Origin of the sequence: Clostridium fungisolvens (genome assembly GCF_014193895.1) — a bacterium.
Classification (GTDB): Bacteria; Bacillota; Clostridia; order Clostridiales; family Clostridiaceae; genus Clostridium_AR; species Clostridium_AR fungisolvens.
On sequence record NZ_BLZR01000001.1, the window covers coordinates 4,629,698 to 4,641,249 of the forward strand.

Genomic DNA, 11,552 nt, shown 5'->3' on the forward strand with positions numbered 1-11,552 from the left:
ATCTTACTTCTAGCATCCTTTTTTAACGTTCTTAGCAGTCAATCTTTTTTAGATTCAACAAGTTTTTTGTATATAGAATATATTCCCGAGACAATGATACCAAGCACTCCACCTAAAGAGAATCCTAGAGGAGGGTTACTTATAAAGAAACCCAGAATCAGTCCAATAGTAGTACCTGATCCTATACCGTATGCCAAATATCTTATATCATCATCTGTAACTGATAAAAGTTCTTTTAATTTCCTTTCCATAAACACACTCCTCTAGATATCTATAAGCCATAAAACTAAAACATCTAACTTTCCTTGTACAGATTTCCTAGCTTAACTATTAATTTATACATGCTAAAAGTCATAAGTGCGTGATTTTATAACAAGTATAAATTAAATTTCGCTATAAGAACTCTTTATATATATTTAGACGTAGAAAAGGTACTAAAAGTTTCATCATTTTTATATTCTTAACAAACATTTAACAAATATATTTTTAATCTGTTAGGTTGCTAAACATTTTAACACCTACAGTACTTAGTATTTTATATAATACAATATTTAATACCAAAGTTATAAATGCTAATGCAAAATATGATATTAAATAATTTGCACCTATAAATATAGTTGCTACTGCTCCAACTCCACCTATAACTAGCCCTATAAGTACACATTTTAATGGATTTAAGTTTTGTTTTACTGCTTTTTGTTCATCATCCCAAACAAGCTTTGGCGACTGCAGATCTATCAATATTCCAAGCATTGAAAACATAAATACCTCTAGTATTGCTAGAATGAATATCAACAATAGTAAAGTAATAGGCACCCCAACAACTATACCTGCTATCATAAATATAATCACGAGTAGACTATTTATTAGCACTGAAGTTAATACTTTAGCCATAATTTGAGTCATAAAACTTACAGGCAAAAATTTTGAGATATAAAGATTATCCCCTTCTCTTGAAATAGAAGTTGATGCCGTAGGGTTAGTTGCAGTAAAGAAAATAACAACAGCAAAGGCAACTCCGATTATTATATTAAAACTATGTGTATCCGCTAGTACTGATTTAGCCGTCTCATTTATCTTGCCTATTCCACCTTGAGCAATCATAGGCATTGCAAGAGCTACTGGTATGATTATTATAGTTGAAATACAATTTAGAAGATACGCTGGTGTTCTAAATAAAAGTAGAAGCTCTTTATTAAACCATGTCATAAGTTGAGACTTTTCTTTTGTACTCTTATCTAATACTTCTTTCTTTAATTCTTTTCTACCACCAAAACTCTCGGAATTTCCAACTGCACCCTTAAGATATAATTTATCAGCAATAACTATAAACACAACTAATGCTAAGATATTAATTAATACAAACAAAACTAGATTAACAGCCATTTTTGAAGTACTTTCTGCTATTGTGGCATAGGTTCCTATTTTCGCAGTTATAAAAAAGTTCGAAAGACCTGCTACTGCTGAATTCTTGTTTGCAATTAGATTATTTAAAAACTGCTGTGCATCACCAGATGAACCTGCCCTTGATCCTAAAGTATTTGAAAAGATATTTATACCTACTGCTATGAATATGGCTATTAGACCAGTAATAACTCTAAAGGCATCTTTATGCTTTGCAAGATTTGTGAACCTCATAAGCAGCATAGCTATAATTGAGCAGTATGTCACTGGCAATATTGGCATAAATATAAAACATATTATAGAAACTAGATAGAATCCTATACCTGCTCCAGTCTTATAACCGTATATACCTATTGCCGGCAATAATATAAATATTTGTATCATATATTGATATATTATTACAGTTATAAATTTAGCCAAAGATATCTCATGCGCTTTAAATGGAAGTGGCAGCACAAAATCTATATCTTTTGAGAAATAAAAAATACTTATTACAGACATTATTCCAAATATAAATATTACTACGGAAATCAAGTTATATGCCATACCAATTAGAAGCCCTTCTTGATTAAGCTGATGAAGAACTTCAAATATACCAAAGGTCATCCCTCCAATACCAAACATTATCATAGGTACGGTAAATAATAAAATTAATGCGTTTACTATCTTAGAATTAGTTTTTCTTTTCCCTCTTCTTGTATTTCCAAAACCTGTTTTCAAGAATATCTTTGTTAATAATAGTACTCTATTCATTTTCAGTCATCTCCAAGAACATCTGCTCTAAGGACTCATTAGTTTTAAAGTGCTCTTTCATCTCAGTTAAAGTTCCACAGAACAGTATTTTTCCTTTATTTATGATTGCTACCCTATCACAAACTTTTTCAGCCACATCTAACACATGGGTTGAAAAGAATACACTTTTACCTGAATTTGTGTGCTCTCTCATCATTTCTTTTAGTATATATGCAGATTTTGGATCCAATCCAGTAAGGGGTTCATCTAATATCCATACTTCCGGATCATGTATCAAAGCTCCCATAAGCACTATCTTTTGCCTCATACCATGAGAATATGATTGTATCTGGTCAGTTAGTGCTGTAGACATTTCAAATCTCTTTGAAAGTTCTTCAATCTTTTTCTTTCTCTGTTCCTTTGGAACATTATAAACATCAGCCATAAAATTAAGATATTCTATACCTTTTAACCTCAAAAACATATCTGGGCTATCTGGTACATAAGCGAAATGCTTCTTAGCTTCCAATGGATTATCTGTTATGCTTATACCATTTATCTTTATATCCCCTTTACTTGGAGCTATTATTCCAGTTATCATTTTTATAGTAGTTGTCTTACCTGCACCATTAGGGCCTAAAAATCCAAATATCTCTCCATCATTTATGTTAATATCTATACTGTCTACAGCATTGTTTATCTTGTTGTAGCTCTTAGAAACATTCATTATTTCAATCATCTTTATCTCCTCCTTTTATAGAAAAATTTTACCATACTTATCTTAATTTAGCCTTAAGATTATTAAAAATCTATCTTAAATATATAGGCATGTTTTTAACAAATTATACTTATTTTAAAAATTTAATTTAAGGGTGCTGTCAGCACACTGTATTTTAATTAAGTGGTTATCCATCCGCTGCTTTAATGAGCCTTCGCAAAGAATTAATATAAAAAAGCATCTTCAACTACATACAATTTATATAATCAAATACAACAATAACCTAGCACACTATTTTTGTGTTATAAAACAAAATACCTCGTTACTAACAATCATGATAAGCCTATATTTATATTGCCTATCATAACAAATTAGTCACGAAGTATTCTTTGATGGATATTTAAAAAAATAAAATCCTTACTACTGTAACCGCAACTATAATAGCTGTAAGATCCGCCATAAATGCAGCCCATAATGTATGTCTTATTTTCTTAATTCCAACAGCCCCAAAATATACTGTGATTGTATAAAAAATAGTTTCAGTACTTCCCATTATTACTGAACCAACTAACCCAATAAAACTATCCGGTCCATACTGTTTTAGTATATCTGTAAGTACACCAAGAGCACCACTTCCTGAAAGAGGTTTAACCAATATAAGAGGGATAAGTTCCTTAGGTAATCCTATAATAGAAGCTACTGGCGCTAAAATATTATTTAACATATCTAAGAGTTTGGCTTCTCTAAATATTTTTACTGCTATTATCATTGACAATAAATATGGGAATATTCTATAACATACATGTAACCCTTCTTTTGCTCCTTCTACAAACCATTCATAAACTTTTCTTCCCTTTATCATTCCATAGATTAAAATAACTATAAATATTATTGGTATTACGCTTTTTAATAGGTAGTTAAACATAAAATCCTCCTAGAAGTATTTTTGTAGGATCTTGCAGCAGGTAACTCCCATTATAGCTGCGCATCCTGTAGCAATAAGAGTTGGAATTATTATCGCTCCTGGATTGCTTGAACCAGCTGCAGCCCTTATCGATATTACTGTAGATGGTACAAACTGAACACATGCTGCATTTATAACTAAAAACAAAGCCATATCATTTGAGGCAATGCTTCTCTTAGGGTTTAGCTTGTCCATTTCTTCCATAGCTTTAATCCCAAAAGGCGTAGCAGCATTAGATAAACCTAGCATATTTGCTGTTAGATTCATAACTATTGAACCTAAAGTTTTTTCATCTCTAGCCGCATCTTTAAATAAAAGCCTTAATATTGGTTTTAGTAGATTTGCTAATACATTGGTTAATCCACTCTTCTCTGCAACCTTCATAGTTCCGCACCAAAAGCACATTACACCTAAAAGCCCAAGAAGCAAATCTGTTGTTGATGCTGTTGAATCTACTATTGCTTTTGAAATTAATTCTCCATTTCCAGTAAATACACCTACAGCTATTCCTAAAAGCAACATGAAAAACCATATGTAATTAATCATATATTTCCTCCATTTCATATTTAAGATTTTTAAGCAACTTTTGATAATGAATCAATTCATATACAGATGAACCACTTCAATCCGAGAAACATACTTAATACTGTATTGATTTAAATCTGTCACCTTTCACATCTATACAATATATGCCTTGCACTGCTGGTTTAGTAATGATAACATTAAACTGTACCTTATAATATTTTTGATAACTGAAACAAAGGAGATTACTTATGGATGAAAATAACCTTAAACTTGCTCAACAAGATATTGAGGAAGCATTAGCAGCTGTAGAAGAAATCGAAAGAAGTATTGATGGAAATGAATCTACCGATGGACTTAAAAAGAAATTTATTAAGTTAACAGAAAAAGTTCAACAGCTTGAAGATATATTGAAAACAGAAGGAATCATATAAAAAATTAAGACCAGATAAATTCTTAAAAAGAATATATCTGGTCTTTTTATGCTAAGATACTATGTTGAAATTAAGTGGTTATGCATCCAATGCTTTAATGAGCCTTCTCAAAGAATTACTCTTTCAATGCCTTTACATCCCTATAGAATACAATTGCTGTTATAAGTGCTGAAAGTCCGTCAGATATAGGACCAGCAAGCCAAACACCAGTAAGTCCTAGAAATGTAGGAAGTATAATTAATAGCGGTATTAAAAGTATTACCTGTCTTAACATACTTAAGAACATCGCCATTTTAGCCTTACCTATACTTTGGAAGTAATTTGCACTTATAGCCTGAAAGCCTATTACAGGTAACATAAATAGGAATATTCTAAGACCGTTGCTACCTACTCTTACAAGCTCTTCATCACTGTTAAATATAGTTATTACAAAGTGAGGAATTATCTCTACTACTAAGAATCCAACTACAACTATCGCCGTTGCAGCTATAGATCCTTTTTTTACAGTTTCTTTTACTCTCGAATATTTTTTCGCTCCATAATTATATCCTATTATAGGTAAAGAACCTTGGTTTATACCAAATATAGGCATCATGAATATCATAGCTACAGAACTTATAATTGACATCGCAGCTATAGACACATCTCCACCATAAGTTCTTAAGGCATTATTTGATATAATTTGAACAACACTTGCTGCTATTTGCATTGCAAAAGGAGAAATACCTATTGCAACTATACTTAATACAAATTCTTTTTTTAACTTAAAGTTTTTAACTCTAAGCTTCAATATACTGTTCCCTTTAGTGAAATATCTCAATATCCATAGCATAGATACAAACTGTGCAATAACTGTAGCAGCAGCTCCACCCCTTACCCCTAAATGAAGAACAAAAATAAATATTGGCTCTAATATAGTATTTATTATAGCTCCAATAAGCATTGTAAACATAGCTATTTTAGGATTACCATCAGCTCTTATTGAATGATTTAACCCAAATCCAAGCACATTAAATATGGAACCTATAAATATTACCTGTATGAATTGCTTTGCATACTTTAATGTAACTTCACTAGCACCAAATGCATTTAATACTGGATCCATTGTTAGGAGGCCTACTATTGTTATAACTATTCCAGTTATGATCAAAAGCATAAAAGCATTTCCTAAGATATTTTCTGCCTCATCTTTTTTTCCCTGCCCAAGTCTTATAGATATAGCAGTAGCTGTACCTATTCCTACTAACATACCAAAAGCCATTATAATAGTCATTATTGGAAGAGTTATACCAACTCCCGTTAATGCATCTTTTCCTATTCCAGGAATATTTCCTATGAATATTCTATCTACTACATTGTAAAGTGCATTAACTAACATTCCTATTATAGCTGGTACTGAAAACTTTAATAGTAAAGACCCTATATGTTCTTCACCTAACCTCTTTTGTCTATCCATGTTATTTCTCCTTCCCTGCACATATCCTTTGATTTTTTGCTATCTTACTCATTAGCTCAAGAGCCATCTTCTTCTCATCTTCATTCAAGTTAGACGTAAGTTTATCATTCCAGTCATATAAAATATTCTTAATATGTGGTTCAATTTCTTTGGCCTTATCCGTTACTGATAACTTATACGCCCTTCTATCTGAAGTGTCCTTAACTCTTATTACATACTCATGCTCCTCAAGCTTCTTTATCGCTCTAGCTGTAGTTCCTTTATCAATATGTAGAATCTCTGCTAATTCCTCTTGGCAGATGCTTTCATGTCTATAAAGTTCTATTAGGAACATAAACTGTCCATAACCTATGTTAAACTTTGATAGTTCCTTAGTGATAAAAGCACTACCTAATCTATATAACTGAGATATATAACCTCCAAGCATTTTATCTTTCTTAGTCATAAAAATTCTCCTATTATACTGGATACAATTTTTCAGCGCAAGATTTAGTATATAAAAAAATAGTTGCAAATGCAACTACATAATCATCCAAATATCTAAAGAAAACGTGCTCATCACAAAATTATTTTTATTATAGACGAACCACTTCATAATTAATTTTTTATTTTCAAATTCTCCTCTCAGAACCCAGAGGAGTTTTGAAAATTGATTTCGGATTGAAGTGTTTCATCTTATTTACCAATTGCAATACTTGGAACTATTGTTTTTGAGAAAACTCCTTCTTTGTTTATAATCCGGAATTACCCTTTCAACTAACTCCCAAAACTTCTCCGAGTGATTCCTTTGAACTAAGTGGCACAGTTCATGTATTACAACATAATCGATAACTTCTTTAGGCATGGACATCAACCTTATATTATAATTTATGTTGTTTTTAGTTGAGCAGCTTCCCCATATGGTTCTAACATTCTTTATATATACCTTATTTATAGTTAGCCCTAACTGCTTAGCTAAATCAGATGTTCTTTTTGTCAAGTATTCGGCACCCTGTTTTCTAAACCACGCCATCATAAGTTCAATTCTTACTTCTTCACTGTGTTCATTATTGTCAAATTGAGAACTCATAATTGTAAATATAAATTCCTGCCCATTAAACTCCAATGAATTTCTTGTTCCTCTGATAACTTTTATTTCATATGGTACACCCATAAAATAAACATTTTGTCCTTCTTTATAAGTTAGTTTATTAGATTTTTTGATCATTACCTTCTTATGTGTCTCTTCAATCCATGCTCTATTCTTATCAATAAGGCTATCTACGTATTGTTTCGAACAATTATATGGACATTTTATGATTATCTTATCCTCTTTTACTTCTATTGCTACAGTTTTTCTTCTAGATCTTATTAACTGATACTCCATCTTAATCTCCTGTATATTTTGATGATCACTTCATAATAAAATTTATATTTTCACATTGAAGTTGTACATCTTTAGTAATAATTTAAATTTACATTAATGATACTTTTTCATACCATAATAGCACATAAGTATATATTTGAATATTATGATTCTTCAATGTTTAATTTTATTAGCATCAATAAGTTAAGTTTTAAGATAAGAATACATATAATAAATAATATCTCAGGAGGATTTACATAAAATGGATAGAATAAGTAATTATAACTTCATTGGAGGTAATATATGAAAAAACGTTTTTTTATCTCAGCTGTAATTATAATTATTATATCAGTTATTACTTTTTTCTCTATCTCTTATAAAAATGCAAACAATAATGACAAAGCAAAGGAGCAAATAACTAAAAGTAAAACTCAAGAAGCCAAAAATACTTCTTCAAATACTAGTGCCCCTACCACTGCTACCGAATCTCTTAATAACAATCTAAAATTAACTAATAGTGGATTGCATAACTCAGTAGATAATATTAATTCCTTAAGCAATTATCTTAATGGTGGCTTCGTAAGATATTCTAGCCCTTTTTTATTTATATCTCCTTCTGTAACACTTTCTTACGATTCCCCCTTAGTATATTCAATGGAAGATGGAACCACTTTTTTCAAACAACTAAGCAGTATATCCAACGCCTCAAGTATAAATATAATAAATAGCGATGTTTACTATAAATCAAACTCAATTTCTACATTAATGAAATCTAATATTTCTACTAATGAAAATACTATACTAGCAACTCAATGTGGACCTTACTATATATATAATGATTGGATTTACTTTATTAGTCCAAGCGATTGTTCGATAAATAAGATGACGCTTAATGGTGAATCACTTACAAAAATAAAGTCTGATTTATCAAAAGATAAAAATTGGTATCCAGAGGATCCTTCAACCTTATTTATCTATAATAATAAAATTTATTATTCTGATATGATTACCTATGGAGACGAGCACAATTTAAAATGGAAAAATGAAATTTACTCAATGAATTTAGATGGTACAAATTTCGAAAAAGTTGTTGAAGATAGATTTTCTTCATTTATTTTATATGAAAACTCTATATATTACTTTAGAAGCCTAGATGACACCTCAGTAAATATAGATTTAGTAAAATTTGATTTATCAACAAGGAAAAGTTCAACTTTGTCTAGTTTTTCAAACGCAGGTGTAAGTAACTTCAATATATATAATAATGATTTATACTTTATAGGCATTTATCCACAAAACAGCTCAGCACCTACAGGGTTTGATATAAAGCTTCAAAAATGCAACTTAACCACTAAAAAGATTTCTACAATATCAAATTCTATAGCTACCTCTGGAAAAATTTTCATACTAAATGATAGAATTTTCGTACTTCCAATGGGAGTTACCGATAAGAATTCATACTTATACTATTCTGTTAAAACAGATGGAAGTGAACAAAAATACGTAAAATAAAGCATGCCTTTCGGCATGCTTTATTTACAACTATCTCTTACGATAAGCTGATGATCAAGTACATAATGACCCTCTTCTATAGTTTTTTGATTGATAAGCTTTATAAGCATTCTCATTGCAATTGAGCCCATATCATATACTGGCTGAGAAATTGTTGTTAGCTTTGGATAGAAAACTGATGCCGCATAAATGTTATTAAAACCAATAACACTAACATCATCTGGAACACTGATATTATTTTCTCTTAATGCATTAACTGCACCCATTGCAATTTCATCAGAAGCACAAACTATAGCATCTGGTCTTTCTTTACTCTGCAAAATGTGTAATACACCTTCATGACCTGTTTTAGTCTTTAAGGTATCAAAATATAAGTGCTCCTCATTAATAGATATATTAGCATCTTTAAGTGCATTTTCGTAGCCTATATATCTGTTACTCCATGCATTATTGGTATCTTTTTTTATACCTATAAATGCAATTTTCTTAGCACCTTTGTCCAATAAGTATTTTGTAGCGTCATATGTAGCTTTAGCATTATCAATTGTAACACTTGGCAATTGGCCTTCTTTATCTTTACTTTCTACTAGAACAGTCTTTAGATCAAGTTCATTTACTAAATCTACAATCTCATCATCTAAAGAACTACTCATGTAAAGAACACCATCAACCATTTTTTCTTTAAGAACTTTCAAGTATTCTTTTTCTTTTTCAACATCTAAATCTGAGTTACATAGTATTACATTGTAATCATATATATTTGCGACGTCTTCTGCACCTCTAACTATTTCTGGATATATCTGACTTGATATATCTGGTATAAGAATACCAATAGTTTTTGTTCTTTGTGTTTTTAAACTTCTAGCCACAATATTAGGTCTATATCCAAGCTTCTTTATTGCATCTAAAACTTTCTTCTTAGTCTCTTCATTAACAACATCGATGTCATTTAGTACTCTAGAAACAGTTGCAATTGAAACTCCCGCTTCCTTAGCAACATCTTTAATTGAAACTGACATTATCCATCAACTCCTACTATGAAATTGTTTCAATAAAAAATATTATAATGGCAAAATTATGGCATTACAAGGAAATATACTCCATTACTATAGTTTATTTTTTATTTTATGTAAAAAAAATTAAATTACTCTTACTTAAAACGTTTTCTATATTCTATTATATGAAATATAAGGTAAAAATTCAATTATTAAGTTAATCTTTGTAATTTTATCCATTTTTATATTTAATTTGTTTATTTATATACTAAAAACTTCAAGTAAATTTGTATTTATTATCTTTACATATATTCTCGAAACATAATATGCAATCTTTACATCCTAAGTAAAATATTTTTATTTGATGATAAAATCTATGTAAATAAAAGTATAGGACAATAACACTTATTTAGTAGATTATATTATAGGTTCTAACTTTTGTTGCAAATTTATGCAGGAGACATATACTTCTTAAAGAATAAATAAAATGTAAGCTCTCACAACTAACTCTTGAATATTGTTATATAAATGACTTTAAAATATAATATATAATTATATATTTACAGGAGGTTTAGTATGAACCAGATAAATAATAGAGACGCAAAAAAATTCATCTTAAGTAATGACAATATATTATTACTAGATGTGAGAACAAATGAAGAGTTTGAAGAAGGTCATATAGAAGGTGCAGTTCTTATACCAGCTGATAAGCTTCCCTTTAGATATGAAGAAATATTAGAATATGAGGATAAGCCAGTACTAGTTTATTGCCAAACTGGAGGAAGAAGTCCGATGGCCACTAACTTTCTTGAAGAAAACGGATTTTCAGACGTTTACCATATGTATGAAGGTTTTGCTCGCTGGAAATAACTTTTACATAATTTAATAGTTAAACTTGTGTTCCTATAAAAAGCTACCAAACTAAATAAAACAACTAAGTCACAATAGCATAAAAGCTTTATACTTTCCTAATAAAATGAAAAAGGGGCTGTCGCATTAGCAATTTAGTGCGATGGCCCCTCTTATTTTTTGTCAATCTTTTTTATGTGTTTTTTTGCTATGCTTTACGCCCTTATTATTTGCCTTCTTCTCCTTTTGCTGCTGGTTTGAAATAGAAGGATCTTGTTTTTCACTCATATTATTATCACTCCCAAATTAAGAATTAAATCGTAACAACATATTATAATTTTCTTCAATTTAGGAATTATAATACTATGAAATTAATAGTAAAAATATAATAAAATATTTAATGGGCTCTAGTTTGATATTCCACCAAATACTTTCCACTTTCCTCAGTTACATTTAATACTTTAAACCCCTTCTTAGCTAGTTTTTTAGATGCCTTTTTAAATTGCTTTTCATTCTCATATGATCTTTCAGTTAACTTCTTCACAAATTATCATTCCTTTCTCATAACATAAGTATTTCAATGTATTTAATATTCTCTCCTTATTAAAGCTATATACTACC

Annotated in this window: 13 protein-coding genes; 3 read left to right on the forward strand and 10 right to left on the reverse strand. The window is 30.0% G+C overall.

Translation table 11 applies throughout. The features are described from left to right. Window positions 1-38 precede the first annotated feature (38 nt). From bsdtw1_RS20540 to bsdtw1_RS20560, 5 genes are all read right to left on the reverse strand, one after another. Window positions 39-251, reverse strand: coding sequence for a hypothetical protein (locus bsdtw1_RS20540; RefSeq protein WP_183279353.1), 213 nt, complete (start codon window positions 249-251; stop codon window positions 39-41). 235 nt (window positions 252-486) lie between these two features. Next, window positions 487-2,157: a putative ABC transporter permease subunit gene (locus bsdtw1_RS20545; RefSeq protein ID WP_183279354.1), complete on the reverse strand. Its 1,671-nt coding sequence runs from the start codon at window positions 2,155-2,157 to the stop codon at window positions 487-489. Next, on the reverse strand, window positions 2,150-2,875 hold the full coding sequence (locus bsdtw1_RS20550) for an ABC transporter ATP-binding protein (RefSeq protein WP_183279355.1): 726 nt from the start codon (window positions 2,873-2,875) through the stop codon (window positions 2,150-2,152). Before bsdtw1_RS20550 ends, bsdtw1_RS20545 begins: the two co-directional genes overlap by 8 nt. A gap of 379 nt (window positions 2,876-3,254) precedes the next feature. Then, a complete protein-coding gene (locus bsdtw1_RS20555; RefSeq protein WP_183279356.1) occupies window positions 3,255-3,779 on the reverse strand; it encodes a spore maturation protein in 525 nt (174 codons plus the stop codon). Window positions 3,780-3,788: 9 nt separating this feature from the next. Continuing rightward, window positions 3,789-4,364, reverse strand: coding sequence for a nucleoside recognition domain-containing protein (locus bsdtw1_RS20560; protein WP_183279357.1), 576 nt, complete (start codon window positions 4,362-4,364; stop codon window positions 3,789-3,791). 227 nt (window positions 4,365-4,591) lie between these two features. On the opposite strand from bsdtw1_RS20560, the gene bsdtw1_RS20565 reads away from it, so the two are divergent. After that, window positions 4,592-4,774, forward strand: coding sequence for a hypothetical protein (locus bsdtw1_RS20565; protein WP_183279358.1), 183 nt, complete (start codon window positions 4,592-4,594; stop codon window positions 4,772-4,774). 115 nt (window positions 4,775-4,889) lie between these two features. Here the strand turns inward: bsdtw1_RS20565 and bsdtw1_RS20570 are convergent, their stop codons facing one another. From bsdtw1_RS20570 to bsdtw1_RS20580, 3 genes are all read right to left on the reverse strand, one after another. Further along, a complete protein-coding gene (locus tag bsdtw1_RS20570; protein WP_183279359.1) occupies window positions 4,890-6,230 on the reverse strand; it encodes an MATE family efflux transporter in 1,341 nt (446 codons plus the stop codon). Window position 6,231: 1 nt separating this feature from the next. After that, on the reverse strand, window positions 6,232-6,675 hold the full coding sequence (locus tag bsdtw1_RS20575) for a MarR family winged helix-turn-helix transcriptional regulator (protein ID WP_183279360.1): 444 nt from the start codon (window positions 6,673-6,675) through the stop codon (window positions 6,232-6,234). A gap of 234 nt (window positions 6,676-6,909) precedes the next feature. Then, window positions 6,910-7,596, reverse strand: a complete 687-nt coding sequence (locus tag bsdtw1_RS20580; RefSeq protein ID WP_183279361.1) for a M48 family metallopeptidase — start codon at window positions 7,594-7,596, stop codon at window positions 6,910-6,912. A gap of 282 nt (window positions 7,597-7,878) precedes the next feature. On the opposite strand from bsdtw1_RS20580, the gene bsdtw1_RS20585 reads away from it, so the two are divergent. Continuing rightward, the gene (locus bsdtw1_RS20585; RefSeq protein ID WP_183279362.1) at window positions 7,879-9,087 is read left to right on the forward strand and encodes a DUF5050 domain-containing protein; all 1,209 of its coding nucleotides are present in this window, start codon (window positions 7,879-7,881) and stop codon (window positions 9,085-9,087) included. Window positions 9,088-9,107: 20 nt separating this feature from the next. Here bsdtw1_RS20585 and bsdtw1_RS20590 read toward each other — a convergent pair whose 3' ends face one another. Continuing rightward, a complete protein-coding gene (locus tag bsdtw1_RS20590; protein ID WP_183279363.1) occupies window positions 9,108-10,106 on the reverse strand; it encodes a LacI family DNA-binding transcriptional regulator in 999 nt (332 codons plus the stop codon). Between the two features lie 552 nt (window positions 10,107-10,658). Here bsdtw1_RS20590 and bsdtw1_RS20595 point away from each other — a divergent pair. Beyond that, window positions 10,659-10,952 carry a rhodanese-like domain-containing protein gene (locus bsdtw1_RS20595; protein ID WP_183279364.1) on the forward strand — a complete coding sequence of 98 codons (294 nt, stop codon included), beginning with the start codon at window positions 10,659-10,661 and terminating at the stop codon, window positions 10,950-10,952. 376 nt (window positions 10,953-11,328) lie between these two features. On the opposite strand, the gene bsdtw1_RS20600 is transcribed toward bsdtw1_RS20595, so the two are convergent. After that, the gene (locus tag bsdtw1_RS20600; protein WP_183279365.1) at window positions 11,329-11,475 is read right to left on the reverse strand and encodes a hypothetical protein; all 147 of its coding nucleotides are present in this window, start codon (window positions 11,473-11,475) and stop codon (window positions 11,329-11,331) included. Between the last annotated feature and the right edge of the window lie 77 nt (window positions 11,476-11,552).

Bases quoted from the DNA above. Each gene is read 5' to 3' on its own strand.
- bsdtw1_RS20585 (WP_183279362.1), top strand. From the start codon at position 7,879: ATGAAAAAACGTTTTTTTATCTCAGCTGTAATTATAATTATTATATCA.
- bsdtw1_RS20590 (WP_183279363.1), bottom strand. From the start codon at position 10,106: ATGTCAGTTTCAATTAAAGATGTTGCTAAGGAAGCGGGAGTTTCAATT.
- bsdtw1_RS20580 (WP_183279361.1), bottom strand. From the start codon at position 7,596: ATGGAGTATCAGTTAATAAGATCTAGAAGAAAAACTGTAGCAATAGAA.
- bsdtw1_RS20555 (WP_183279356.1), bottom strand. From the start codon at position 3,779: ATGTTTAACTACCTATTAAAAAGCGTAATACCAATAATATTTATAGTT.
- bsdtw1_RS20575 (WP_183279360.1), bottom strand. From the start codon at position 6,675: ATGACTAAGAAAGATAAAATGCTTGGAGGTTATATATCTCAGTTATAT.
- bsdtw1_RS20550 (WP_183279355.1), bottom strand. From the start codon at position 2,875: ATGATTGAAATAATGAATGTTTCTAAGAGCTACAACAAGATAAACAAT.
- bsdtw1_RS20540 (WP_183279353.1), bottom strand. From the start codon at position 251: ATGGAAAGGAAATTAAAAGAACTTTTATCAGTTACAGATGATGATATA.
- bsdtw1_RS20595 (WP_183279364.1), top strand. From the start codon at position 10,659: ATGAACCAGATAAATAATAGAGACGCAAAAAAATTCATCTTAAGTAAT.
- bsdtw1_RS20545 (WP_183279354.1), bottom strand. From the start codon at position 2,157: ATGAATAGAGTACTATTATTAACAAAGATATTCTTGAAAACAGGTTTT.
- bsdtw1_RS20560 (WP_183279357.1), bottom strand. From the start codon at position 4,364: ATGATTAATTACATATGGTTTTTCATGTTGCTTTTAGGAATAGCTGTA.
- bsdtw1_RS20565 (WP_183279358.1), top strand. From the start codon at position 4,592: ATGGATGAAAATAACCTTAAACTTGCTCAACAAGATATTGAGGAAGCA.
- bsdtw1_RS20570 (WP_183279359.1), bottom strand. From the start codon at position 6,230: ATGGATAGACAAAAGAGGTTAGGTGAAGAACATATAGGGTCTTTACTA.